At 46.8% G+C, this 25,462-nt stretch carries 22 protein-coding genes; 3 read left to right on the top strand and 19 right to left on the bottom strand.

The window, feature by feature from the left end:
• Nucleotides 1-70 precede the first annotated feature (70 nt).
• Nucleotides 71-841: a tRNA isopentenyl-2-thiomethyl-A-37 hydroxylase MiaE gene (gene miaE / locus MTO69_RS04450; RefSeq protein ID WP_248331479.1), complete on the top strand. Its 771-nt coding sequence runs from the start codon at nt 71-73 to the stop codon at nt 839-841.
• Between the two features lie 56 nt (nt 842-897).
• Here miaE and pyrF read toward each other — a convergent pair whose 3' ends face one another.
• From pyrF to tig, 13 genes are all read right to left on the bottom strand, one after another.
• Nucleotides 898-1,596 carry an orotidine-5'-phosphate decarboxylase gene (gene pyrF / locus MTO69_RS04445; protein ID WP_248331477.1) on the bottom strand — a complete coding sequence of 233 codons (699 nt, stop codon included), beginning with the start codon at nt 1,594-1,596 and terminating at the stop codon, nt 898-900.
• Between the two features lie 86 nt (nt 1,597-1,682).
• Nucleotides 1,683-2,852, bottom strand: a complete 1,170-nt coding sequence (lapB, locus tag MTO69_RS04440) for a lipopolysaccharide assembly protein LapB (RefSeq protein WP_248331475.1) — start codon at nt 2,850-2,852, stop codon at nt 1,683-1,685.
• 28 nt (nt 2,853-2,880) lie between these two features.
• On the bottom strand, nt 2,881-3,159 hold the full coding sequence (locus MTO69_RS04435; protein WP_248331473.1) for a LapA family protein: 279 nt from the start codon (nt 3,157-3,159) through the stop codon (nt 2,881-2,883).
• A 141-nt stretch (nt 3,160-3,300) separates the two neighbouring features.
• On the bottom strand, nt 3,301-3,582 hold the full coding sequence (ihfB, locus tag MTO69_RS04430) for an integration host factor subunit beta (protein WP_248331471.1): 282 nt from the start codon (nt 3,580-3,582) through the stop codon (nt 3,301-3,303).
• A 212-nt stretch (nt 3,583-3,794) separates the two neighbouring features.
• On the bottom strand, nt 3,795-5,465 hold the full coding sequence (gene rpsA / locus MTO69_RS04425) for a 30S ribosomal protein S1 (protein WP_248331469.1): 1,671 nt from the start codon (nt 5,463-5,465) through the stop codon (nt 3,795-3,797).
• A gap of 103 nt (nt 5,466-5,568) precedes the next feature.
• Nucleotides 5,569-6,249 (bottom strand): (d)CMP kinase, encoded by a 681-nt coding sequence (cmk, locus tag MTO69_RS04420; RefSeq protein ID WP_248331467.1) that lies wholly within the window; start codon nt 6,247-6,249, stop codon nt 5,569-5,571.
• 141 nt (nt 6,250-6,390) lie between these two features.
• Nucleotides 6,391-6,684 (bottom strand): ComEA family DNA-binding protein, encoded by a 294-nt coding sequence (locus MTO69_RS04415; RefSeq protein ID WP_248331465.1) that lies wholly within the window; start codon nt 6,682-6,684, stop codon nt 6,391-6,393.
• 137 nt (nt 6,685-6,821) lie between these two features.
• Nucleotides 6,822-8,678 carry a peptidylprolyl isomerase gene (gene ppiD, locus MTO69_RS04410; protein ID WP_248331463.1) on the bottom strand — a complete coding sequence of 619 codons (1,857 nt, stop codon included), beginning with the start codon at nt 8,676-8,678 and terminating at the stop codon, nt 6,822-6,824.
• Nucleotides 8,679-8,851: 173 nt separating this feature from the next.
• Nucleotides 8,852-9,124, bottom strand: a complete 273-nt coding sequence (locus MTO69_RS04405; protein ID WP_038172935.1) for an HU family DNA-binding protein — start codon at nt 9,122-9,124, stop codon at nt 8,852-8,854.
• Nucleotides 9,125-9,317: 193 nt separating this feature from the next.
• Nucleotides 9,318-11,669, bottom strand: coding sequence for an endopeptidase La (gene lon / locus MTO69_RS04400; protein ID WP_248331461.1), 2,352 nt, complete (start codon nt 11,667-11,669; stop codon nt 9,318-9,320).
• Nucleotides 11,670-11,798: 129 nt separating this feature from the next.
• Nucleotides 11,799-13,082 carry an ATP-dependent protease ATP-binding subunit ClpX gene (gene clpX, locus MTO69_RS04395; RefSeq protein ID WP_248331459.1) on the bottom strand — a complete coding sequence of 428 codons (1,284 nt, stop codon included), beginning with the start codon at nt 13,080-13,082 and terminating at the stop codon, nt 11,799-11,801.
• Nucleotides 13,083-13,147: 65 nt separating this feature from the next.
• Nucleotides 13,148-13,774 carry an ATP-dependent Clp endopeptidase proteolytic subunit ClpP gene (gene clpP, locus MTO69_RS04390; protein WP_045975254.1) on the bottom strand — a complete coding sequence of 209 codons (627 nt, stop codon included), beginning with the start codon at nt 13,772-13,774 and terminating at the stop codon, nt 13,148-13,150.
• A 102-nt stretch (nt 13,775-13,876) separates the two neighbouring features.
• Nucleotides 13,877-15,184, bottom strand: a complete 1,308-nt coding sequence (gene tig, locus MTO69_RS04385; RefSeq protein ID WP_248331457.1) for a trigger factor — start codon at nt 15,182-15,184, stop codon at nt 13,877-13,879.
• A gap of 500 nt (nt 15,185-15,684) precedes the next feature.
• On the opposite strand from tig, the gene MTO69_RS04380 reads away from it, so the two are divergent.
• Together MTO69_RS04380 and MTO69_RS04375 are read left to right on the top strand one after the other, a co-directional pair.
• Nucleotides 15,685-17,466, top strand: a complete 1,782-nt coding sequence (locus tag MTO69_RS04380; RefSeq protein ID WP_248331455.1) for a sensor histidine kinase — start codon at nt 15,685-15,687, stop codon at nt 17,464-17,466.
• 16 nt (nt 17,467-17,482) lie between these two features.
• Complete coding sequence (locus MTO69_RS04375; RefSeq protein WP_248331453.1) at nt 17,483-18,823, top strand: sigma-54-dependent transcriptional regulator; 1,341 nt, start codon at nt 17,483-17,485, stop codon at nt 18,821-18,823.
• A 104-nt stretch (nt 18,824-18,927) separates the two neighbouring features.
• On the opposite strand, the gene MTO69_RS04370 is transcribed toward MTO69_RS04375, so the two are convergent.
• The 6 genes from MTO69_RS04370 to MTO69_RS04345 form a co-directional block, all read right to left on the bottom strand.
• Complete coding sequence (locus tag MTO69_RS04370) at nt 18,928-20,289, bottom strand: TRAP transporter large permease (RefSeq protein ID WP_248331452.1); 1,362 nt, start codon at nt 20,287-20,289, stop codon at nt 18,928-18,930.
• A 3-nt stretch (nt 20,290-20,292) separates the two neighbouring features.
• The gene (locus tag MTO69_RS04365) at nt 20,293-20,961 is read right to left on the bottom strand and encodes a TRAP transporter small permease (protein WP_248331450.1); all 669 of its coding nucleotides are present in this window, start codon (nt 20,959-20,961) and stop codon (nt 20,293-20,295) included.
• Nucleotides 20,962-21,066: 105 nt separating this feature from the next.
• A complete protein-coding gene (locus MTO69_RS04360; RefSeq protein ID WP_248331448.1) occupies nt 21,067-22,062 on the bottom strand; it encodes a TRAP transporter substrate-binding protein in 996 nt (331 codons plus the stop codon).
• A gap of 424 nt (nt 22,063-22,486) precedes the next feature.
• Nucleotides 22,487-23,602 (bottom strand): ABC transporter ATP-binding protein, encoded by a 1,116-nt coding sequence (locus MTO69_RS04355; protein WP_248331446.1) that lies wholly within the window; start codon nt 23,600-23,602, stop codon nt 22,487-22,489.
• Between the two features lie 5 nt (nt 23,603-23,607).
• Nucleotides 23,608-24,465 carry a carbohydrate ABC transporter permease gene (locus MTO69_RS04350; RefSeq protein ID WP_248331444.1) on the bottom strand — a complete coding sequence of 286 codons (858 nt, stop codon included), beginning with the start codon at nt 24,463-24,465 and terminating at the stop codon, nt 23,608-23,610.
• A complete protein-coding gene (locus MTO69_RS04345; RefSeq protein ID WP_248331442.1) occupies nt 24,462-25,385 on the bottom strand; it encodes a carbohydrate ABC transporter permease in 924 nt (307 codons plus the stop codon). Before MTO69_RS04345 ends, MTO69_RS04350 begins: the two co-directional genes overlap by 4 nt.
• Nucleotides 25,386-25,462 lie beyond the last annotated feature (77 nt).

Here is a 25,462-nt window from a genome sequence, read left to right as displayed (position 1 = left end):
TCGCCCAATCTGATATTACAAAGGTCGCACTAGCGGCCTTTTTCTATTTATTTAGTAAAGTAAGTCCAAGATGATCGAATTAGAACAATACCAAGCACTACTCGAACCAATTAACGGCTTTCTACAGTGCTCAACTCCCGATGCATGGGTTGAAGAAGCTAGTAAGCCTGAAAACCTGAAAGTGGTCCTTATCGACCATTTATTGTGTGAGCTGAAAGCGGGTCAATCCGCTATGTACCTGATCCGAAAATACGCGGTAGATAAAGAGAGCGCTCACAGTTTACTCGATTGGTTTAAGCCCTATGAAGATTTTGCCTACCGCAAGAAAGGGAACTTACAAACCTTAAAAGGTAAGAGCAATATATCTAAGGCGATTATGGCTAAATCTGACTCTCCATATAGCCAGGATTTGATCGATAAAATGGTGTTACTAATCAAAGAAGAACTACACCATTTCTATCAAGTTCTCGAAATCATGGAGCAGCGTGGTATTGCTTACGAACCTGTTGAGGCGAGCCGATATGCCAAAGGGTTAATCAGTCACATGGCAACTCATGAACCACAAACTTTGATTGATAAGCTGATTATCGGCGCTTATATCGAGGCACGTTCATGCGAACGCTTCGCGAAGCTGGCGCCACATATGGACGAAGATATCGCAAAGTTTTACATTTCGTTGTTACGCTCTGAAGCGCGTCACTACCAAGATTATCTCACTCTCGCGCAAGAAATTGCTGGAGAGGATATCAGCGAACGTGTCGCCCATTTTGGACGCATCGAAGCACAACTTATCTCTTCACCAGACAGTGACTTTAAGTTTCACAGTGGCGCGCCCAGTTAGTAGGAAAACAAAAAAGGGTTGATAGCTATCAACCCTTTTTACGACCAGACGAATTGCTATACGTTCAAAGTGGCATTAATTTGCGCCAACACAGATGAAGGATCGTCAGCTTGCGTGATAGGACGACCGATAACCAAATAGTCAGAGCCCGCCTGGATGGCATCAACTGGTGTCATTATACGCTTTTGGTCACCTACCGCAGCGCCTGCTGGGCGAATACCTGGTGTAACAAGTTTGAATTGTTTGCCAAGCTCGTTCTTCAGCATCGAAGCTTCTTGAGCAGAGCACACAACGCCATCTAGGCCTGAGTTTTTAGTAAGACTCGCGAGACGAATCACTTGCTCTTGTGGGGCGATATCCAGTCCGATCCCTGCCAAGTCACTTTGCTCCATGCTGGTTAACACCGTAACCCCAATTAGCAGAGGGCGATCCTTTCCATAAGGCTCTAGAATTTCGCGAGATGCACTCATCATGCGCTCGCCACCACTGGCGTGTACATTCACCATCCATACGCCAAGTTCCGCGGCCGCTCGAACCGCTTTGGAACAAGTATTCGGAATATCGTGAAACTTAAGGTCTAAAAACACCGAAAAACCACGCTGGTGTAACTGCTTGACGAAATCAGGACCAAATAAGGTGAACATCTCTTTGCCAACTTTCAACCGACAAGAGCTTGGGTCGATTTTGTCCACAAAAGCGAGTGCGTCGGCTTGGTTATCATAATCAAGGGCAACAATTACTTTTTGGTCGATCATCTCATCTCCTAACATACTCATAGAATTCGAAAAAAAGCAGCGGGATCGCCGCTGCTCAATCTAACTTGGGGTATACCCCCACAAATTTATTCACCATCTAGCCCACGTATCGGCTTAATCGTTCCCCATCCCTTACATGATGGACAGTGCCAATACATAGCGTGCGTTGAAAACCCGCATTTTCGGCATCGATAATGCGGTTTTACTTTAAGCTGTTCTCCGACTAACTTCTGCAGTGTTCCTAGACTCGCTTTCGCTCGCCCTTCTTCTGCCTCTGCAAGATGATAATCCATCAAACGATAAAAACCTTTCATCGTCGGGTTCTTCACCAACTGACGTGTGAGCAGTTCCTGAGCCGCCCCTACTCCATCGTGTTTAGCGACCAACTGGGCAAGCATCAGCTCTGCCGATACGCCGGCTTTACTGACGATACATTGACGTAAGAAATTGAGCAGTTCATCTTCTTGACCAAGATGGTGGTAGCACTCGGCTAATGTGGGTAGCACTTCACTGACAAAGTCACTATCTTGATCAAGAACTTGCTCCAAATACTTGATGGTATTTTGATAATCTTCCGCCTCAAGATACAGTTTTCCAAGGGCGATGCTAGCGCGAACACATTTAGGGTCCTCTTCTAGTGCTCGCTTGAAGTGCTGTATTGCTAGCGTGTCGTTGTCGTCTGCCTTTTCTTGCATCGCCAATTCACACCAGAAGTGAGCGATACTCGCGCGCATTCGCTTACGGCCCATCTTAACCAATAGATTGGCATAGTGAATGGCTTTACTCCATTCACGAGTCTGCTGATAGATAGCAACCAGCTGTTGTAAAGCCGCTTCTTTATGATCGGGCTCTTCGATTAGTTGTTCAAAAATTCGCTCTGCGCGATCTAAAAATCCTGACGCCATGTAATCTTTGGCCAGTTGTTGCAAAGCAATATTCTTCTGATCGATAGTCAAACCGGAGCGAGAGATTAGATTTTGGTGAATGCGAATAGCGCGATCAACTTCTCCTCGTGAACGGAATAGGTTACCGAGCGCTAGATGAGTATCGATGGTTTCGTTGTCTACCTGCAACAGCTCGATGAAGTGATCAACGGCTTTGTCAGATTGATCAGACAATAGTAAGTTTAACCCCGTTACGTATTGTCGAGAGATCTGATGGGACTGCTTCTGCTTGTCTTGCTGGGCACTTCGATTACCCATATACCAGCCGTATGCAGCGGCAATTGGCAACAACAAGAAGAGAATTTCTAACATCGAGTAATAGCCTACCTAAAAACGTCTGTTAAGCTTTACCTTGAGTTGGTGTACTTGTTGAGGGAGAGAGCTTATTGATTTGTCGCTTGAGTTTGCGAACTTGAAGTTGGGACTTCAGATGTAAACTACCAAACACAAGCCATGCTACTGCGAAACCGGCAATAAACACACCGCCAAGCAATGTCGACAAATGGAAGTCGCCCTGAGCCAGCAAGTAGTTAAATGTCACTACAGCTTGGTTTTGAGAGCCTAATGCTAGAGCAACCAAAAATAGGGCCAGTACGAGAATGATTTTTATAATTTTCATAGTCCATCACCTAAGGTAAATTCCGCCGTTACGATTATGCAGGAAAAGCGGCAAACAAACCATGGTTATATCGGTAATTCGGATGATAAAAAAGCGGCATACTCAGAGCATGCCGCTTTTTTATCAATATTTTAACGCTCGTTAACCGATATTAACGCGCTCACGCAATTCTTTGCCAGGCTTGAAGTGAGGAACAAATTTACCTTCAAGTTCCACCTTTTCGCCTGTCTTAGGATTACGACCAACGCGAGGCTCGCGATAGTGTAAAGAGAAACTACCGAAACCACGAATCTCGATTCTGTCGCCATTCTCTAACGTTGACGCCATGTGCTCTAAAATATCTTTTACAGCATCTTCTATCTCTTTTGCAGAAAGGTGCGTCTGTTCAGCACAGAGTCTTTCGATCAATTCAGACTTAGTCATAATTGCCCTCATAGAGTAATTTATCACTTATTATAGTAAGTAATACCAGTTCCAACAAACACTTGCTTTAAATTTTAGACAATATTTGAGCAATATGTACAAAGAAAAAAAGCTTTTTTCACAGCAGGTTGCAGAGATTGGTATTACTACTAACTCAAACTTGAAACATAAAAAAGGAGCCTTGCGGCTCCTTTTTCTTAAAAGCGAATAAATTACTCGCCTTTAGCTGCTTTGAAAGCGTCAGCCATAGCGTTACCGAATGAAGCATCGTCTGCTTTGTTCAGTGAAGCCATTGCTTCTTGCTCTTCAGCTTCGTCTTTAGCTTTGATAGATAGGTTGATTACGCGGTTCTTACGGTCTACACCTGTGAACTTAGCTTCAACACTGTCACCAGCGCTTAGGATTAGAGAAGCGTCTTCTACGCGGTCACGAGAAACTTCAGAAGCGCGGATGTAACCTTCTACGCCTTCTTCAAGCTCGATAGTTGCGCCTTTAGCGTCTACTGCAGTTACAGTACCGTTAACTAGAGCACCTTTCTTGTTGTCTGCAACGTAAGCATTGAATGGGTCGTTTTCCATTTGCTTAACGCCAAGAGAAATACGCTCACGCTCTGCGTCTACTGCTAGAACAACTGCAGAGATCTCGTCGCCTTTCTTGTACTCGCGAACAGCTTCTTCGCCAGCAACATTCCAAGAAATGTCAGATAGGTGTACTAGACCGTCGATGCCGCCTTCTAGACCGATGAAGATACCAAAGTCAGTGATAGACTTGATCTTACCAGTTACTTTGTCGCCTTTAGCTTGCGCTTCAGCGAAAGACTGCCATGGGTTAGCTTTACACTGTTTCAGACCTAGAGAGATACGACGACGCTCTTCGTCGATTTCAAGAACCATAACCTCAACTTCGTCGCCAACATTAACAACTTTAGATGGGTGGATGTTCTTGTTAGTCCAATCCATTTCAGAAACGTGTACTAGACCTTCAACGCCTTCTTCGATTTCAACGAAACAGCCGTAGTCAGTTAGGTTAGTAACGCGACCAGATAGTTTGTGACCTTCTGGGTAACGCTTAGCGATTGCTACCCATGGATCTTCGCCTAGCTGCTTAAGACCTAGTGATACGCGAGTACGCTCACGGTCGAACTTAAGAACTTTAACTTGGATCTCGTCACCAACGTTTACGATCTCAGAAGGGTGCTTAACGCGCTTCCAAGCCATGTCAGTGATGTGTAGTAGGCCGTCAACACCGCCTAGGTCTACGAATGCACCGTAGTCAGTAAGGTTCTTAACGATACCTTTAACTTCTGCGCCTTCTTGTAGAGTTTCTAGAAGCTCATCACGTTCAACGCTGTTCTCAGACTCGATTACTGCACGACGAGATACAACTACGTTGTTACGCTTCTGGTCAAGTTTAATAACTTTGAACTCTAGCTCTTTGTTTTCTAGGTGAGCAGTGTCACGGATAGGACGTACGTCAACTAGTGAACCAGGAAGGAAAGCACGGATACCGTTTAGTTCAACAGTGAAACCGCCTTTAACTTTACCGTTGATGATACCAACAACAGTTTCAGCTTCTTCGCAAGCCTTCTCAAGTACGATCCAAGCTTCGTGACGCTTAGCTTTCTCACGAGAAAGTTGAGTTTCACCGAAACCATCTTCAACAGCGTCTAGCGCTACGTCTACTTCAGCACCAACTTCAACTTCAAGTTCGCCAGCAGCGTTCTTGAATTGTTCAGCAGGGATAGCAGATTCAGACTTAAGACCAGCGTCAACAAGAACGAAACCGTTCTCGATAGCTACTACAGTACCTTTAACGATGCTGCCTTGTTGGAATTCTGTTTCGTTTAGAAACTCTTCAAAGAGTTGAGCAAAAGATTCAGTCATTATTTAATCTTCAATAAATTAAAACGTCCACGGGTATCCTACCGCGTGGGGTTATTAAGTTCGCCGGTCATCATCCTTGCGACCAACGCTCTGACCTAGCCGCCTAGGCGACTAGCTTAGATTCGATATATTGTAGTGCCTTTTCTACCACTTCGTCGATACTCATTGTGGTTGAATCTAGCAACAGCGCATCCTCTGCAGGGCGTAAAGGCGCCACTGGGCGGTTACGATCTCGGTCGTCACGCTCTTGGATCTCGCTCAAAAGGTCGTCAAATTTAACATCTAACCCCTTGCCTTGCAACTGTTTCAGGCGGCGAGTCGCTCGCTCTTCAGCGCTGGCATCAAGGAAGATTTTCACTTCAGCTTGAGGGAAAACTATCGTCCCCATGTCACGGCCGTCGGCCACTAAACCTGCACCCTCGGCAAAAGCGCGTTGGCGTCGCAATAGCGCTTCACGAACTCTCGGCAAGGCAGCCACCTTCGATGCTGCCATGCCCGTTTGTTCTTTGCGTAACTCTCCTGAAACGTCTTCACCTTCTAAGATAACTTTCACTAAGTCACCTTCAGCGATAAATTGAACATCAAGGTGAGTAGCGAGTGGGACAAGCGCATCCTCCGACTCAAGATCAACACCATGATGAATCGCGGCAAGCGCTAAAACTCGATAAATTGCGCCAGAGTCCAGTAAGTGGAAACCTAGCTTTTTGGCTAGCAGCATACAAAGCGTGCCTTTGCCGGCACCACTCGGTCCATCAACGGTGACCACCGGTGTATGAGACGACATGTTTTACTCCAGGTTGGTTGCTGGTCTAGGCTCAATGACCTGACCTTGTTCGGCGAGAAATTATAGAGGGAAACAGATAGAGGTTCTAGGCGGGATAGCGACGAAATACAAAAAAGAGTGCTCGCGCACTCTTTGAAGCAATTACAATTGAATCCGGTGGCGATTTTTCTCTACGGTAGCGAGGCCAATACCTTTGACCGCAGTTAAACCATCGGCACTGCTAAAGTTACCGTTTTGCTCACGATAACTCACAATAGCTTGCGCTTTTTTCAGACCGATTCCCTGTAATAAATCTGCCAGTTCTTCAGCACTAGCTTGGTTAATATTGACGGTAATCTCAATCCCTTCATACTTGACGTTCTCCGTCTCCTGTTGTGCGAAGGTCATAGGCACGCTACATAGCAGAACGAGTATAAAAACTAACTGTTTTATCATTACATTTTCCTATCTGTGTGTTCGATGCTTTGAGCCTAAACGGATTTGCAAAATAGAAAACCAAGAGACCAAAAAAACAAAACGGACTGCCGAAGCAGTCCGTTATGACACATATATCAGTTACATCTGAGCTCAGATTAGTTCACGATATAGTATTCGATGTCTATCGTTTCGCGCAAAATACTCACCAGACCAGAGAGGTCCTGCTGTGCATTCACTTGCGTTATTTGTGCACCAATCTGCTGATTGTATTGCGGATCGAACTCAGAGGCTACGTTGACCAGTTCCACTATAACGATATCGCCATTGAGATCTTTCGCCTGTGCATACTGAGGTTGTTCCTGAGTTGGTTTCGCCATAGAGAATACCACATCAGCAAGCGGCGAACTGCGGTCTAACGTTTCAGTATCGGTAAACATCAGACCATTTTCATTGAGCGACGTTTTGTCACCTTGCTTGAGATCCGTAATCAAGGTTTGTGATAGTTGAATCGCTGCTTGCTCACCCTTAACGTTAGCCAAAGCTTGAGTCACCTGATCACGAACTTCATCCAGTGGTAGAACCGTTTCTTCGCGACTCTCTTCGACACGAACCACCACCACATGTTCTGGCGCAACTTCGATCACCTCTGAGTTCAAGCCATCTTCGTTGACTTCAGGGCTAGTAATCGCTTGCATAACAGCTGGCGTTTTAAGTAGCTCTGGCGCATCAAGTTGAGAGATAAAATCTGTGGTTTGAATCTGAGCATCGATGGCTTTTGCAGCATCGTCGAGTGAATCTGGGAACTCGAACGCAACACGCTCTAGTTCACTTTGTAGTTCATAGAACTTATCCACTGCGCGCTGATCTCGTAGCTCTTGTTTAATATCGTTCGCTACTTCTTGATACGGCTTAGATACTGAGCCTTTAAGCTCATCAAGTTTGATGATGTGGTAGCCAAAGTCTGACTTGACCAAGCCCGTTGTATCACCAACGTTTTGCAGCGCAAACGCCGCCTCTTCAAACGCTGGGTCCATCACATCACGTTCAATCCAACCTAAAGAACCGCCTTCCGATGCACTGCCGAAATCGTCAGATTTCTCTTCTGCTAACGCAGCGAAATCCGCGCCTGCAGTCAGTTGGTCAAGAATCGCTTGCGCTTTGGCTTCATCATCACCTTCAACCAAAATGTGGCTAACACGACGCTGCTCTTGAGAGGAGAACTTATCTCGATTCTGCTGATAGTACTGCTCCGCTTCTTCATCGGTAATCGTTAAGCTCTGTTTCAACTGTTGTGCAGATAGCTCAACAAACGAGACTTTAGCCTGCTCGGGACGAGTGTAGCGCTCGGTGTTTTGCTGATAATACTGTTCAATTTCTTGCTCAGACAGTTCTGCTTTCGCGGCAAAATCCGCCAGAGATAGAGTGATCTTGTTGATATCACGAGTTTGGGTGAGCAGCTTACTTTGAGTTTCCACTTCGCCAGGTAGAGCAAAGTCACTGGCTTGAATCGCAGTCAAAAGCTGAGTACGAATCAAATCACGACGCAAATATTGGGCAAAGCTTTCAGGGGAGAAACCGGCACGACGTAGAGCGGACTGGTAAATCTCTTGGTCAAACTGACCATCGACTTGGAACTGAGGCATGTCAAGAATCATAGTGCGGACTTGAGAATCGCTAACACGTAGCCCCAATGACTCTGCATGTTGCTCAATCAACACATCATCAATCATGCGATCAAGTACCGACTTGCGGAACGACTCTACGTAGCTTGGATCAGCGAGCAGATTAGCGAAGTAATCTCCAAGCTGTGCCTGCATACGATTACGTTCATTTTGGTAAGCTTGCTCAAACTCACCACGGCCAATCTCAACATTACCTACTTTAGCTGCTGAATTGCCTGAGCCACCCACAATGTAGCTACCGACACCCGCAAATACAAAAGACAGGATGATAAGCCCTAGGATAATTTTAACCGCGATGCTATTCACGCCTTCGCGTAATCGGTCCATCATACTTAAACTACTCTCCGCTTATACAGTTCGTGGGAGCCTTGCTGCCGGCGATCTGTATATTACTAAATTAAAATCTGGATAACGCGATAATATCAGAAAAAGAAATGCGCATCAGTAGGATGCGCATAATTTAAAAAGGTTCGAAAAAATGCGCCTAAGTGGCGATTTTTTGATTAGTTGCAAGAATCTTTGAGAGCTTTACCTGCTTTGAACGCTGGTACTTTAGCTTCAGCGATTTGAATCTCTTCACCTGTTTTAGGGTTACGACCAGTGCGAGCTGCACGAGTACGAACGCTAAAAGTACCGAAGCCAACTAGAGCAACTTGGTCACCTGATTGAAGCGTTTCGCCAACTGCTTCGATAAATGCGTCTAGTGCACGACCCGCAGAAGCTTTAGATAGATCTGCATTTTCTGCGATTTTTTCTACTAATTGTGTTTTATTCACTGTGATTCCCCTTTGCGCCACCTGGTTATTTTTTTATAGGTAGCTATACGTTCCATTTCGTTTCAAATTAGCGACAAACCCTTGCTATACAAGGCTTGAAGCTATAGTCGCTAACGTTAGCGCCCAAAAAAAACGCTGACAAGCCTTTTTGTGCTTATCAGCGTAATCTTTTACTTATTTTTGCTGCACATCACTATTTTTCGACGGCAAACTCAACACCTGACGGATCTTTTTCCAATGCAATTTTCAATACATCGTCAATCCAGCGCACAGGAATCACCTTAAGATCAGCGATAACATTGTCAGGAATCTCTTCCAGATCACGTTCATTATCTTTTGGAATCAACACCGTTTTTATGCCGCCACGGTGAGCCGCGAGAAGCTTCTCTTTTAAGCCACCGATCGGTAACACTTCACCGCGTAGTGTGATCTCACCCGTCATCGCCACTTCCGCCTTCACAGGGTTACCCGTGAGACTTGAAACCAACGCGGTGCACATCGCGATACCCGCACTCGGGCCATCTTTTGGTGTCGCACCTTCTGGCACATGAACGTGAATATCGCGCTTCTCGTAAAAGTCAGAGTTAATACCGAGCTTCTCAGCGCGAGAGCGCACGACCGTCATCGCAGCCTGAATGGACTCTTGCATCACATCGCCGAGTGAGCCGGTTTGAGTGAGTTTACCCTTACCTGGCATCGCTTGAGTCTCGATTGTTAACAAATCGCCGCCGACTTCAGTCCAAGCAAGTCCAGTCACTTGACCGATGCGATTGCTATCCTCGGCTTTACCGTAATCGTGACGCTGAACACCCAAATACTCTTTGAGATTCTCCATGGTCACCGTGACTTTCTTAAGCTCAGGATCGAGCAAGATGTTTTTCACTGCTTTGCGACAAATCTTCGAGATCTCTCGCTCTAGGCTACGCACCCCTGCTTCACGAGTGTAGTAGCGAATAATGCCGATGATGGCTGAGTCTTCAATCTCAATCTCACCCGTTTTCAAGCCATTGCGCTTGATCTGCTTTTCAACTAAGTGACGCTTAGCGATATTGAGCTTTTCATCTTCGGTATAGCCCGAAAGACGAATCACTTCCATACGGTCAAGCAGTGGACCTGGGATGTTCATCGAGTTCGAGGTCGCCACGAACATCACGTCAGACAGGTCGTAGTCCACTTCCAAGTAGTGGTCATTAAAGGCGTTGTTCTGCTCTGGATCGAGTACTTCAAGTAACGCAGATGATGGGTCACCGCGCATGTCCGAAGACATCTTGTCGATTTCATCCAACAAGAACAGTGGGTTTTTGACCCCTACCTTGGACATTTTTTGAATTAACTTGCCCGGCATAGAACCGATGTAAGTGCGGCGATGGCCACGAATCTCAGCTTCGTCGCGCACGCCGCCAAGCGCCATTCGAGTGTACTGACGACCTGTTGCCGCCGCTATAGAGCGACCAAGGGAGGTTTTACCCACACCTGGAGGACCGACGAGACACAGAATCGGGCCCTTGAGCTTGTTGATTCGGTTTTGCACCGCGAGGTATTCAAGAATTCGCTCTTTAACTCGCTCTAAACCGTAGTGATCTTCGTTGAGTACCTCTTCTGCCTTGGCTAAGTTCTTTTTAACTTTAGAACGTTTATTCCAAGGCACGCCCAACATCCAATCAATATAACCACGCACAACCGTCGCCTCTGCCGACATTGGCGACATCATCTTCAGTTTTTGCAGTTCTTGTTCGGTTTTCTCACGCGCTTCTTTTGGCATCTTAGCGTCAACGATTTTTTGCTGTAGAGCTTCAAACTCATCGACGCCATCTTCACTTTCGCCAAGCTCTTTCTGAATCGCTTTCATTTGCTCATTCAGATAGTACTCGCGCTGTGATTTTTCCATCTGCTTTTTAACACGGGTACGGATGCGCTTCTCAACCTGTAGCAGATCGATTTCTGATTCCATTTGTCCCATTAGGAACTCAAGGCGCTCTGTGACGTCTAGGAGCTCTAGTACCGTTTGCTTGTCAGCCAATTTTAGCGGCATGTGCGCGGCGATAGTATCGGCTAGGCGCGCAGCTTCATCGATACCATTGAGTGACGTCAGTACCTCTGGTGGAATCTTTTTGTTGAGCTTGATAAAGCCTTCGAACTGATTGATGGCACTACGAACAATCACCTCTTGCTCGCGTTCATCTAGCTCAGCCGTAGTCAAATATTGCGCCTCAGCATAAAAGAAGTCATTCTCAATAAAGTGATTGATTTTGGCGCGCTGCTGACCTTCGACCAATACCTTGACGGTGCCGTCCGGTAACTTGAGCAATTGTAGAATGGTCGCAACGGTACCCACTTCAAACATATCTGCCTGAGTTGGCTCATCAGTATCCGCTTCTTTTTGCGCTACTAATAATACTTGCTTGTTGTTATCCATAGCTGCCTCAAGACAGGCGATGGACTTTTCTCGACCAACAAACAAAGGAATTACCATATGCGGGTAAACGACTACATCTCTTAGAGGTAGTACGGGGATCTCGATACGTTCGGAACGTTCCAAGTTCATATGCTTCTCTCTTCCGCTTAGTCTTATGAGCAGTATATGGGGGCTAATTGGTTGGATTCAATGGAAGAATAAAAAAAAGGGAGTAAATGATTACCCCCTTTCAATTCGTCTCTAAATCTGTGATTTAGATTAAGATTCAGCGCCTGCGGCTTGATTGTCTGAATTGCTGTAAATGAGCAAAGGATCAGACTCACCTTTAATCACCGACTCATCAATAACGACCTTGCTTACGTCGTCCATTGAAGGCAGCTCGTACATGGTTTCAAGTAGCACGCTCTCTAAAATAGAGCGCAGACCACGCGCACCTGTTTTGCGTTCCATCGCTTTTTTGGCGATAGCACGCAGCGCATCTTCGCGGAATTCAAGCTCTGCGTTTTCAAGCTCAAACAACGCAGCATATTGCTTAGTCAATGCATTCTTCGGTTCACATAGAATCTGAATCAACGCATCTTCATCAAGCTCTGTCAGTGTTGTTGTGACAGGCAGACGACCAATAAACTCCGGGATCAGACCGTATTTTACTAAGTCTTCTGGCTCTACTTGAGTGAATAGCTCGCCGACCGTTTTGGTTTCGTCTTTTGAACGCACTTCGGCGCCAAAGCCGATACCGGTTCCTGTCGCGACACGCTGCTCAATCACCTTATCTAGGCCGGCAAATGCACCGCCACAGATAAATAAGATCTTCGATGTATCGACTTGAAGGAACTCTTGTTGTGGATGCTTGCGACCACCTTGTGGCGGCACAGAAGCAACCGTCCCTTCAATTAATTTCAATAGCGCTTGCTGTACACCTTCACCCGACACGTCACGGGTAATTGAAGGGTTTTCTGCTTTACGAGAGATCTTGTCGATCTCATCGATGTACACGATACCACGCTCCGCTTTCGCGACGTCGTAATCACATTTTTGCAGCAGTTTTTGGATGATGTTTTCTACATCTTCACCCACATAACCCGCTTCAGTTAGCGTAGTTGCATCTGCCATCGTAAATGGTACATCAAGGAAACGAGCGAGCGTCTCGGCAAGCAGAGTTTTACCGCTACCTGTCGGGCCAATAAGCAAGATGTTACTTTTACCAAGTTCAACACCTTCGCTGGTCGTATCTCCATTTCGTAAACGCTTATAGTGGTTATAAACGGCTACTGCTAACACTTTTTTAGCGTAATCTTGTCCGATCACGTAGTCGTCAAGGTGTTCACGAATTTCACGTGGCACAGGCAGTGCTTCCGATTGTTTCTTCGGTAGAACATCTTTAATTTCTTCACGAATGATGTCGTTACATAGATCGACACATTCGTCACAAATATAGACTGACGGACCAGCGATTAGCTTACGAACTTCGTGCTGGCTTTTGCCGCAGAAAGAGCAGTAAAGAAGCTTACTACTACCGCTCTCTTTGCTTTTATCTGTCATTCGCTAACCTCTTAGCCTTTACTGATATGATTTGAGTGTATATCAATATACCCCAATCTTGCTAGTTATTCGCCGCGATGAGTAAGAACTGCATCGACTAGGCCGTACTCTACAGCTTGCTCTGCCGCCATAAAGTTATCGCGATCGGTATCGCGTTCAATCACTTCCAAAGGCTGACCTGTATGTTCAGCAAGAAGCTTGTTCAGTTTCTGTTTGATAGTCAGGATTTCTTGAGCATGAATCTGAATATCTGACGCTTGACCTTGGAAGCCACCCAGTGGTTGGTGAATCATCACGCGCGAGTTTGGTAGCACGTAACGTTTACCCGGTGCGCCACCTGCAAGTAGGAAAGCACCCATAGAGCACGCTTGGCCCATACACACTGTGCTCACGTTCGGTTTAATGAACTGCATGGTGTCATAAATAGACATACCCGCAGTCACGCTACCACCTGGAGAGTTGATGTAAAGGAAGATGTCTTTATCTGGGTTTTCCGACTCTAGGAAAAGCAACTGTGCCACAACAAGATTGGCCATGTGATCTTCCACTTGACCCGTTAGGAATATGACACGTTCTTTAAGCAAACGAGAGTAAATGTCGTAAGAACGTTCGCCGCGGGAAGTCTGTTCAACCACCATGGGTACCAGCGCGTCTAAAATTGGCGACATTGCGTTTTTTTCTTGGTAGCTCATATTGTTATGTCCCTAAAATAAATGGCCCGGATGAAGTATTTCATACGGACCATTGTTAGCAGAATAGTTAACGCTAAGTCAACCTTCTAAGCACTATATTGCTTATTGTGCTGCTGGCTGCTGGTTCATTAGCTCGCTGAAGCTTACTGCTTTTTCAGTCACCTGAGCTTTAGCGATGATTGCGTCGATTGCTTGCTCTTCTAGGGCAACGTTGCGCATGTTGTTCATCATTTGCTCGTTTTGCTCGTAGTAAGCAACGACTTCAGCTGGATCTTCGTAAGCTGTCGCCATTTCTTCGATCAGTGCTTTCACTTTCTCATCGTCAGCTTTTAGCTCTTCAGACTTGATCACTTCACCTAGAAGTAGACCAACAACAACGCGACGCTTCGCTTGCTCTTCGAACAGTTCACGTGGAAGCTGCTCTGCTGCTTCTGGGTTGCCACCGAAACGTTGAGCTGCTTGCTGACGCAGCGTACCGATCTCTTGATCAACGAGTGCTGCAGGAACGTCAATGTCGTTCTCTTTCACAAGACCGTCTAGCGCTTGCTCTTTGATGCGGTTCTTCACAGCTTGCTTAAGTTCACGCTCCATGTTTTTGCGTACTTCAGCTTTAAGCGCGTCGACGCCGCCTTCAGCAACACCAAACTTAGCAACGAACTCGTCGTTTAGCTCTGGAAGCTCACGCGCTTCAACTTTGTTCACTTTGATAGCGAACTTAGCTGCTTTACCTTTTAGGTTTTCAGCGTGGTAATCTTCTGGGAAAGTCACGTCGATTTCGAATTCCATACCAGCAGTTTTGCCTGCGATACCGTCTTCAAAACCTGGGATCATGCGACCTGCACCCATTTCTAGTGGGAAGTTTTCAGCTTTACCGCCTTCGAACTCTTCGCCGTCGATAGAGCCAACGAAATCGATCGTTGCGCGCTTGCCATCTTCTGCTGCTTCTTCAACTTCAACCCAAGTTGCTTGTTGCTTACGTAGCGTGTCGATCATCTCTTCAACGTCTGAGTCATTCACTTCTGTTGTTGGTTTTTCAACAGTGATGTTCTCTAGACCTTTCAGCTCTACTTCTGGGTAAACTTCAAAAGTTGCGTTGAAAACTAGATCTTCGCCTTCTTTAGTTTCAACTGGAGCGAAAGTAGGCGCGCCTGCTGGGTTGATTTTTTCTTTCACAATCGCTTCGATGAAGTGACGTTGCATAACCTCACCCATTACGTCTTGACGTACTGCTTTGCCGTACATCTTCGCAACCATTTTTAGCGGCACTTTGCCTTTACGGAAACCATCGAAACGACGGTTCTTTGCGATGTTGCGTAGTTCTGCAGTAACAGCGTCTTCGATGTTTGCAGCAGGAACAGTAATGTTTAGACGGCGCTCTAGGCCCTCTAGCGTTTCAACAGTAACTTGCATTATTCATTAACCTCAAAACTGGCTCAGCTGGCTGAGCTTATGTGCCCGCTCTTTCGAGAGGACCCATCCTTGTTTGTACTCTATGAGTACTCTTCATAAATCGAGTATCGGCAACTAAGCATGGCTAGTTGCCGGACTAATCAGCGATATCTTCTCGACGTTTGGTCGTAAAAGGTATCTCCGATTAGCCTCAGGATTAAAAATTTAGACGCAGCATTCTACCGAGCGGATCGATAGCTGTCGAGCCGAACCCTAAGATCGCCTCACGATAATCCTAAAAACTCACTTAACTGCTAAAAAAAACACCAACTCAGTATTCTTTGTTCTCAGAAATGGGGACATTAAAGCCTTTTTCAAGAGAAAATAACGTTTTTTTTGAGTTTAAGAATAAAAGTCGATCTAAGTCCGGTTTTATCCCTCAAATTGTCAATATCACTAAACACATTTGTAACAAAAACCTTTACGCTATAGCCAGTTATACAGGCCTTTCAGGGATAGAGATGTTAACGTTTCGTCGCAGTAAGTTTTCTCTACTGGTGCTTTACATATTTGTGGTCACAGCAGGCTCAGGTTGGTTGTGGCAAGTAAGCGAAAACAACCAGTTGGCCAACCATAAAGAGCAGCTTGATCGATTTGCCGAGTATATTTCCAGCAAGCTCGACAAATACGCACATTTACCCCAACTGATTGCCCAAGACCCGTTGTTAATTGCCGCGCTGCACGCCCCGCAAAATAGCGCCCAAATAGAGCTGACCAACCGTTATCTTGAAGAGGTCAATCAGATCATTCAATCAACCGATGCCTATCTACTCGATGAGTTCGGCAATACCATCGCCTCAAGCAACTGGAAATTGGAGCGCTCTTTCGTTGGACGCAACTACGCTTGGCGTCCTTATTTTTCAAACGCCGTTCAAGGTCAGCCCAGTCAATATTTTGCGCTCGGCTCAAGCTCTAAACAGCGCGGCTATTACTTTTCGTACCCCGTCACCTACGCCGCTGAAGTGATCGGCGTGATAGTGATCAAGATGGATTTGACGGCAATCGAATCCAACTGGCAAAACCGCACCAATATTTTTGTTGCGACCGACCCTCACAACGTTATTTTTATGTCGAGCAACGACGAGTGGCTATTCAAGAGCTTAACCACACTCACTGAATCGGAACGTTTAGCGATTTTGAATAGTCGGCAGTACCTCGATAAACCGATTCGATCAATGAATCTAAGTGGTGACCTTTCCAAGGAACACAGCGAGCTACGCAACCTCAGCGCGTCTGGATTTGACCATGATTACTTAATCTCCTCTCGCGCTTTGCAGAAACATGACTTAACTCTGCGGGTGTTAACGTCGAAGTCGATTTTGCTGTGGAACTCACTCAGCTTCGCGCTGGTTGCCACCTTGTTGTTTGTCATTGCCTACCTCTCTTTACAGCTTGGTTATCAGCGCCAGTTGAAAAAGCGTCAGTTTGAGCAGCTCCAGTCCGAAGCCCGGCAAAAGCTGGAGTTTCAAGTGATGGAGCGAACGTCTGAGCTTCAAGCCGAGATTCACGAACGTGTCAAAACCGAGCAAGCACTGCGTCAAACTCAAAATGAACTGATTCAAGCGGCTAAATTGGCGGTTTTGGGGCAAATGTCAGCCAGCATTAGTCATGAGCTGAACAATCCACTCGCTGCCATCCGCAGTTTCGCAGACAACGCCAAACGCTTTCTGGCCAGACAAAGTTATGATCGGGTCGACGACAACCTTTCTCGCATTTCGTCCCTCACCGAGCGTATGGCCAAAATTAGTAACCAATTACGTTCATTTGCCAAAAAAAGCGACAGCAACGAGGTCAGTCTGCTCGATGTCGCTCCCCTTATCATCGCGGCGAAAGAGCTGCTCAACCCGCAATTTAAGGCGCAAATGACCGAGCTAACGCTTGAGCTCAGCCCTGCCCTGCCGCAAATTGAGCTCAACCCGATTCAGTTTGAACAAGTGTTAATCAATCTAATCACCAACGCGCTGCACGCTGTCGCCGAGCAGGAGCACAAACAGGTAGTCATTTCCACCCACATTGACCCACAATGGCTGTCTATCTATGTCGACGATAACGGTCCCGGTATTCCGTTTGACCAGCGTGCGCAGCTGTTTGAGCCCTTCTATACCACCAAGAAAAACGGCTTGGGGTTAGGGTTATCGATTTCTCAACAAATCATGCAGGCGATGAATGGCCGCCTGCAAGTGAATGAGTCTCCGCTTGGCGGTGCACGCTTTATCATTTCTCTGGCATTGAAACAGGACTAGAGGCACAAGGAACCCTATGTACGACGTAATATTTATCGATGATGAGAGCGATATTCGCCTGGCAATCGAGCAAAGCTTTGAACTTGAGGAGATATCGGCGCGATTCTTTGCCAGCGCCGAAGAAGCGCTGCTGGCCATCAAAGCCGACGGGTTGCCTAAGGTCGTGATCACCGACATTTGTCTGCCAGGTCTATCCGGAGAAAATATCTTATCCAGTATTTTGCACCAAGACCCTGAGATCCCGGTTATTTTGATTACTGGTCATGGTGATATTTCGATGGCGGTCAATGCGCTGCGCAATGGCGCGTATGACTTTATAGAAAAGCCCTTTGCCATTGACCGGTTGATCGACACCACCCGACGCGCGCTAGAGAAGCGGAGCCTAACAATAGAAAATCAGGCGCTGAAACGCAGTTTGAAAGCCAGTCAGGCACTCGGTCCTCGAATCATCGGCGACACCCCTTCAATTCAGCAGTTGCGCGATACCATCGTCCATATCGCCGATACCAATGCCGACATTCTGCTTTTTGGTGAAACAGGAACGGGTAAAGAGCTCTTCGCTCGCTCGATCCACGAACAAAGCCCTCGACGCGACAACAACTTCGTCGCTATCAACTGCGGTGCGGTGCCTGAGAACCTGATTGAAAGTGAGCTTTATGGTCACGAAAAAGGGGCATTTACTGGTGCAGACAGCCAGCGCATCGGTAAGTTTGAGCATGCCAATGGCGGCACGCTGTTTTTGGATGAGATCGAGTCGATGCCAATGCAAGCGCAAATCCGCTTGCTTCGGGTTCTGCAAGAGCGAGTGATTGAGCGAGTCGGCTCCAACGAGTTAGTACCCATCGACATCCGCGTAATTGCGGCAACCAAAGTCGACCTAAAACAAGCAGCCAGTGAAGGAAGTTTCCGCGAAGATTTGTACTATCGACTCAATGTGGTCACACTCGATTTACCTCCCCTTAGGCAGCGCAAAGAAGACATTCCAACGCTGTTCCACCATTTCTTGTTGGTCGCTGCTTCGCGTTACGGTAAATCGGCTCCGGCGATTGAAGCGGCGCAGATTCATCAGTTAATGAGCCATGACTGGCCTGGCAACGTGCGCGAGTTGAGAAACGCCGCTGAACGCTTTGTGTTGTTAGGTAAACTCAGCGCTTTCAACGGCACTCAAGATAGCGAGCCGCGTGAGATTGGCCTAGCAGAGCAAGTCGCAGAGTTTGAAAAAAGTCTGATTGAGCAAGCGCTCAGTCATCATCAAGGCAGCATAAAACTCACCATGAAACAGCTGCAATTGGCGCGCAAAACCTTATACGACAAGATGCAAAAACACGGTTTGGACAAAGAGAAGTACAAACCTTAATATCAATCAGGCATTCAGAAAGTGGGTGTAATTAGGAGCTAAGCATCAACTAAAAAGCCCCGAAGTGGAACCGCTTCGGGGCTTTTGGGATATCGATAGGCCAATTACTTAGTAATGATCTCTGGCCCCATCAAGGTGGTAGGCAGCCAAGTCGATACCCAAGGCACGTAAGTAACGATAATCAGGAACAGGAACATCACAGCGACCCATGGTAGCGCCGCTTTGACTACCTGCATCATCGACATCTTCGCAACCCCTGCGGTGACGAACAAGTTCAGCCCTACCGGTGGCGTTATCATACCTATCTCCATGTTCACCACCATCATGATACCCAAGTGAATCGGGTCGATGCCCAATGCGATAGCAATAGGGAAAACCAGCGGCGCAACAATAATGAGTAGCCCTGATGGCTCCATAAATTGACCACCAATCAACAGCAACAGGTTGACCACGATCAAGAAGGTGATCGGACCTAAACCTGCTGACAACATCGACTCGGTGATCATTTGCGGAATACGCTCCTCAGTCAGTACGTGTTTGAGGATCAATGCGTTGGCAATAATGAACAGCAGCATAATCGTCAGCTTACCTGCTTCATACAAGGTATGCTTAGTGTCTTTATGGAAGAAAGCCTCGACGATTTTCAACAGAGCGGGTCTGGTATTGTTTTTGTCGGCAAATGGGCCCATATCGCGATAAACAAAGTTGGCGATGAAGAAAGAGTAAATCGCCGCCACCGCTGCTGCTTCTGTCGGAGTAAAGATACCACCGTAGATGCCGCCTAAGATAATCACCACCAGCAATAAACCCCAGCTGGCGTCTTTTGCCGAGTCAAACATCTCTTTCCAACCAACAAATGGCTGTTTCGGCAGGTTTTTCACTCGCGCGGCGATATAAATAGCAATCATCAGCATCACACCAGCCAACAGGCCAGGAATCACGCCACCTAGGAACATACGACCAACCGACACATCGGTTGCCGCCGCGTACACCACCATCACAATCGACGGTGGAATCAAAATACCCAGTGTCCCTGCATTACAGATAACCCCTGCAGCAAAGTCTTTTGAGTAACCGTTTTTGACCATACCTGCGATGACGATACTACCAATCGCTACCACGGTAGCAGGCGAAGAACCCGACAACGCCGCAAACATCATACAGGCGACAACCGATGCCATCGCCAAGCCGCCACGGAACCAACCTACCATGGCAATCGCAAAACGGATGATTCGCTTCGCCACGCCACCTGTCGACATAAAGCTTGAAGCAAGGATAAAGAAAGGAATCGCTAGCAATGTGTAGTGACCAGCAAACGCATTGAACAGCGTTTGTGCAACCGACGCTAATGACGCATCGGAGTGAATCATTAAGAACAGAACACTCGATAGACCCAAAGATATCGCGATCGGCACCCCGATGAGCATAAAGCCGATCACCATGATGAAGAGAAATAGAATGTCCATGGCTTAGCTCTCCTTGCTGTTATTGTTATTTTTAGGCGCCATTGCCTCGCCCGCGTCTTTTAGTTCTTCTTTGAGCGCTTCGAGGTCTTCTTCGGCTTCATGGCCTGCAATCAATCTGTCTAGCTTACCTGTAGCAATTTGAACCGTGACTTGAGCAAAGCGGAACGTCATCAGTGCCATGCCAATTGGTAAAGCCATGTAGGGAATAAAGCGTGGCAGTTTCTCGTAGCGCTCTCCCTCGTTTAACCAATCAGAGAGGAACTGCAACATCTCAGGCATCGGAATATCATCGGTCTCATACCAAGCGCGCTCAGTGGCGAACGGGTACCAGTAGTTCCATGAACCAATCAAGAGTAAAATTGAAAAGGTGAGACAGCATGCCGCCGCCACCAATGCGTACACTTTACGCATTTTCTCTGGTGCTAGGTTGATCACCACATCCACACCAATGTGGAAGTGTTTTTTCACGCCGTACGATGCTCCGACCAGCACCATCCACGCGAACATAAATACGGTAAGTTCCAACGCCCACAAAATGTTGTCGTTGAACACATAGCGAAACACGACGTTGGCAAACGTGAGCAAGGTCATTGCTCCCAAGAAAAACGCGATGAGAGTCTCCTCTATTGCGTCTGTCACGTTACCGATCTTGGCAAAAATAGACTGTTCCATATATTTCTTCACTTTATCGCCGATAAAAGAAAGGCCCTCCTCCCGATCGGAGGGCCAATAGTTGGGGGATGCTTATAGTTATTGTTGGAGTATTACTGGATGTAATTACTGGTTTGACGCAAGCGCCGCTTCAATTAGGTCAGAACCGATATCCTTCTCGAACTTCTTCCATACTGGTTGAAGTGCTGTGACCCACTCTTGGCGTTGCTCAGGCGTTAATGTGCGAACCACACCACCTGCTTCAATGATGTTGTTTTTGTTCGCTAGGTTAACTTTGGTGGATTCAGAGTTACGCTGTTCAGTGACTTCTTGAATAATGGTATTCAACTGACGGCGCTGATCTTCAGGAAGCCCTTTCCAGAAGTCTTTAGAGGTCACAACCAGGTAATCAAGAATACCGTGGTTGGTCTCAGTAATGCCGTCTTGAACTTCGAAGAACTTCTTACCGTAGATGTTTGACCAGGTGTTCTCTTGACCATCGATAACCTTGGTTTGCAAGCCGCCGTATACCTCTTTGAACGACATTTTTTGTGGATTCGAGCCTAGCTGCTCAAACTGAGCCACGAGAACATCGGATGCTTGTACACGGAACTTTAGACCTTTCGCATCTTCAGGAGAGATAAGCGGTTTGTTGGCCGACATCTGCTTCATACCATTGTGCCAAAATGCCAAACCCTGAAGGCCACGACGGCGCATTGCATTCTTAAGCTTTTCGCCCGCTTCTGAGTTTTGGAAGCGGTCAACCGCCGCAACATCTTCAAACAAGAATGGCAAATCGAAGATACGGTACTTCTTGGTGAACTTTTCAAACTTTGATAGAGAAGGGGCAGCGAGTTGCACGTCACCATTGAGCAGTGCTTCAAGCACTTTGTCATCATCGTAAAGTGTAGAGTTAGGGAAAACCTGCATACACATTTTTCCGTTCATCTCGTCGTTTACACGCTGTTCAAGTAGAGAAGCCGCAATACCTTTTGGGTGTTTATCCGTGTTGGTCACGTGGCTAAACTTGATCACAGTTTCCCCTGGATCACAGTTCGCCGCAGCGTTAAAACTGGTGACAGCAACAATGGCAGCAGATAGTAGGGTCAATGGCTTAAACATTATTATTCTCCTTGTTAAATGAACAACCCCATCACTGGGTGTTGATATTTCTATAAGGGCAATAACTAAGCCAAGTTTGATCACCACATTTTAATCACACTAAATCAATAACTTATTTATAAGTCGTAATTTACCTTAAGGATCAGGTTCACACTTACCAACAGAAATGGGTGGATTTCCCCCCAACACTTTGGGGTAAATGAGTGAGTTTACACATATTTAACAAGTGCCGATTTTCGCCAACAAATGAAAAAACAAATGGCAGCCATCTGGCTGCCATTTTCGCTACTCGAGATAAGGTGAGTAATAAGGAGACGTGATTACCCGCCTAAACTCACTTTCGCATGAGACTTATTTCATGCATTGATTTAATCATAGTCGTTCACGCCGATTTTACTAATAAATTTATCAACAAAGTCGCTCATTAACGAAACTCAATACGTTGCTCGGTTTGGGCATCAAAAAATACCGCCTTCGACAAGTCAAAATGCAGCGGGGCGATTTGACCTGCGGTGACATCAAACTCTGGAGAGAGTCGACACGCCACCTCTTGCTCGTTGACTTTGATCATCGCAATCGTATCTGGGCCGGTAGGTTCAAGAACCTCTAACATCAAGTCCAGTTTGGTGGTCGCACTAGAATCACTGTTTTCACTGTCGGTAATGTGCTCTGGACGCAGACCAATCACAATCTCCTTGCCATCTTGCTCTCGCATTGAAGCCGGCAGGTTAATATGATGCTCCTGACCATTGCCCCCAGTAACTTTAATCACCGGCTGGTCTTGGTCATTGAGATCGACCATGGTTTTAATAAAGTTCATCGACGGTGAACCCATAAACCCAGCCACAAACATGTTGTTCGGCTTGTTGTAGATCTCTTGCGGCGTGCCCAACTGTTGAAGCTCACCATCTTTCATCACCGCAATGCGGTCGGCTAAGGTCATGGCCTCAATTTGATCATGGGTCACATAGACAATGGTCGTGTTGAGCTGCTGATGCAGACGCTTAATTTGATGGCGCATTTCAACACGCAACTTAGCATCCAGGTTCGACAACGGCTCATCAAATAGATACAACTTCGGACGACGGGCTAACGCTCGCCCCATGGCGACACGCTGGCGTTGTCCACCAGAAAGTTGCGACGGTTTACGATCGAGCAGGTGGTCAATTTGTAGCATCGACGCCACGCGTTGGACTTCTGCATCAATATCCGCTTGCGGCATTTTGCGAATTTTCAGGCCGAATTCGATGTTGCCTCGCACTGTCATGTTTGGGTACAGCGCGTACGACTGAAACACCATCGCGATGTCGCGGTCTTTGGGTTCAACGTTCGATACGTCGTTGCCATCAATCACGATTTCTCCAGCACTGATGTTCTCAAGACCCGCAATGGTGTTCATTAAGGTCGACTTGCCACAACCTGACGGGCCAACCAAAATCAAAAACTCACCAGAGTCGATGCTGATATCGATTCCCTTTAAGGTTTCTTGCTCCGCTTTCGGATAGGTTTTACGGATCTGTTTAAGTTCGAGTGTTGCCATGATAATTATCCTTTTACCGATCCAGCCGTCAGGCCGCGAACAAAGTATTTTCCTGCTAAGACATAAACTAAGAGAGTGGGCAGTGCCGCTATGATGGCTGCTGCCATATCGACGTTATACTCTTTCACCCCAGTACTGGTGTTGACGAGGTTGTTGAGCGCGACCGTGATCGGCTGAGTTTCTGAACCCGAGTAAACCACTCCAAATAAGAAGTCATTCCAAATCGCGGTGAACTGCCAAATCACCGTCACCATGATGATCGGGGTTGAGATAGGCAGCAGGATCTTGAAGAAGATAGTGAAGAAGCCTGCGCCATCCAGTTTGGCGGCTTTAACCAGCTCATCCGGAATACTGATGTAAAAGTTACGGAAGAACAGTGTGGTAAATGCCATACCGTAGATCACGTGTACAATGACGAGGCCCGCGGTGGTATTAGCCAGCCCGAGCTTACCGAGTACGGTAGCCATTGGTAGCAGCACCACTTGGAATGGGATAAAGCAGCCGAACAGAAGCAAACTAAAGAACAAGTTAGAACCACGGAACTGCCACTTGGTCACAACGTAACCATTAAATGCGCCAAGTAAGGTCGAGATAGCAACCGCTGGGATCACCATTTGGAAAGAGTTCCAAAAGTACCCTTTCACCCCTTCACATTTCACCCCAGTACAGGCGCTGTCCCACGCTTTAAACCAAGCATCGAGGACCCATTCAGTCGGCAAACTCATCAAGTTACCCGCTTTAATATCTGGCAAGGTCTTGAATGAGGTAATCACCATCACAAACAGCGGCATCAAATAGATGAAACAAAAGAAAGCCAGCACCGCGTAAATAAACAGTCGAGAGACGTTAATGTTCGCCATCATGATTTTTTCTCCCTCAGTTCAGAGTACAAGTAAGGCACCAAGATGGCTAAGATCCCGGCCAACATCATCATCGCACTAGCCGCACCTAAACCAATTTGGCCACGGGTAAATGAGTGCGCGTACATGAACAGAGCGGGTAAATCAGAAGAGTAGCCCGGACCACCTGCCGTCATAGCGGTGACAAGGTCAAAACTCTTGATTGCGATGTGCGAGGTGATGATCACCGCGCTAAACACCACAGGACGAAGACAAGGCATAATGATGCGCCAGTAAATCGTTGGCAAACTTGCGCCATCGATTTGCGCCGCCTTGATGATCGATGAATCAATGCCACGCAGACCGGCCAAGAACATCGCCATCACAAACCCTGAAGACTGCCAGACCGCAGCGATCACTAAGGTGTACACCGCCATATCTGAGTTAACCAGCCAATCAAATTTAAATTGGCTAAAGCCCCAGTCTTGCATCAGCTTCTCTATGCCTAGTCCTGGGTTAAGAATCCACTTCCAGGCAGTACCCGTTACGATGAACGACAGTGCCATCGGGTAGAGGTAAATAGTTCGAATTGCGCCCTCTTGACGAATGTTTTGGTCAAGAAGAATGGCAAGCCCAACGCCCAGCACAATCGCCACTAGCATAAATAGCAGGCCGAAAATGCCGAGGTTTGAAATTGAGGTGAGCCAACGGTCGTTTTCCATGAGCTTTTGATATTGAGCAAAGCCGACAAAATTAAAGCTAGGAAGAAAACGGGAGTTGGTCATTGATAACGCCGCCGTCCAAAAGATGTAGCCATAAATACAGACCACAGTAACGAGAACGGTCGGGGCAAGAACGATTTTTGGCAACCAGTGCTGGAGTCTGTCCGCTAAGCTTGGCTTAACTTGCGACTTTTTTTGGTACCGTTTTGCAACGTGCTCCATAACGAATCCTTACGTCTAACAACCTAATCATCATTGTGACTAGGCCTTAAAGGAAAGGGCGTGCAGGCTCCCCACAA

The sequence above is a fragment of the Vibrio sinaloensis genome (genome assembly GCF_023195835.1).
Taxonomy (GTDB): domain Bacteria; phylum Pseudomonadota; class Gammaproteobacteria; order Enterobacterales; family Vibrionaceae; genus Vibrio; species Vibrio sinaloensis_C.
The sequence above is the reverse complement of the archived record's forward strand: the minus strand, read 5'-3'. Positions and strand labels throughout refer to the sequence as shown.

Coding starts and splice junctions, on each gene's coding strand:
- miaE (WP_248331479.1), top strand. CDS start 71: ATGATCGAATTAGAACAATACCAAGCACTACTCGAACCAATTAACGGC.
- pyrF (WP_248331477.1), bottom strand. CDS start 1,596: ATGATCGACCAAAAAGTAATTGTTGCCCTTGATTATGATAACCAAGCC.
- lapB (WP_248331475.1), bottom strand. CDS start 2,852: ATGTTAGAAATTCTCTTCTTGTTGTTGCCAATTGCCGCTGCATACGGC.
- MTO69_RS04435 (WP_248331473.1), bottom strand. CDS start 3,159: ATGAAAATTATAAAAATCATTCTCGTACTGGCCCTATTTTTGGTTGCT.
- ihfB (WP_248331471.1), bottom strand. CDS start 3,582: ATGACTAAGTCTGAATTGATCGAAAGACTCTGTGCTGAACAGACGCAC.
- rpsA (WP_248331469.1), bottom strand. CDS start 5,465: ATGACTGAATCTTTTGCTCAACTCTTTGAAGAGTTTCTAAACGAAACA.
- cmk (WP_248331467.1), bottom strand. CDS start 6,249: ATGTCGTCTCATACACCGGTGGTCACCGTTGATGGACCGAGTGGTGCC.
- MTO69_RS04415 (WP_248331465.1), bottom strand. CDS start 6,684: ATGATAAAACAGTTAGTTTTTATACTCGTTCTGCTATGTAGCGTGCCT.
- ppiD (WP_248331463.1), bottom strand. CDS start 8,678: ATGATGGACCGATTACGCGAAGGCGTGAATAGCATCGCGGTTAAAATT.
- lon (WP_248331461.1), bottom strand. CDS start 11,669: ATGAACTTGGAACGTTCCGAACGTATCGAGATCCCCGTACTACCTCTA.
- clpX (WP_248331459.1), bottom strand. CDS start 13,082: ATGACAGATAAAAGCAAAGAGAGCGGTAGTAGTAAGCTTCTTTACTGC.
- clpP (WP_045975254.1), bottom strand. CDS start 13,774: ATGAGCTACCAAGAAAAAAACGCAATGTCGCCAATTTTAGACGCGCTG.
- tig (WP_248331457.1), bottom strand. CDS start 15,184: ATGCAAGTTACTGTTGAAACGCTAGAGGGCCTAGAGCGCCGTCTAAAC.
- MTO69_RS04380 (WP_248331455.1), top strand. CDS start 15,685: ATGTTAACGTTTCGTCGCAGTAAGTTTTCTCTACTGGTGCTTTACATA.
- MTO69_RS04375 (WP_248331453.1), top strand. CDS start 17,483: ATGTACGACGTAATATTTATCGATGATGAGAGCGATATTCGCCTGGCA.
- MTO69_RS04370 (WP_248331452.1), bottom strand. CDS start 20,289: ATGGACATTCTATTTCTCTTCATCATGGTGATCGGCTTTATGCTCATC.
- MTO69_RS04365 (WP_248331450.1), bottom strand. CDS start 20,961: ATGGAACAGTCTATTTTTGCCAAGATCGGTAACGTGACAGACGCAATA.
- MTO69_RS04360 (WP_248331448.1), bottom strand. CDS start 22,062: ATGTTTAAGCCATTGACCCTACTATCTGCTGCCATTGTTGCTGTCACC.
- MTO69_RS04355 (WP_248331446.1), bottom strand. CDS start 23,602: ATGGCAACACTCGAACTTAAACAGATCCGTAAAACCTATCCGAAAGCG.
- MTO69_RS04350 (WP_248331444.1), bottom strand. CDS start 24,465: ATGATGGCGAACATTAACGTCTCTCGACTGTTTATTTACGCGGTGCTG.
- MTO69_RS04345 (WP_248331442.1), bottom strand. CDS start 25,385: ATGGAGCACGTTGCAAAACGGTACCAAAAAAAGTCGCAAGTTAAGCCA.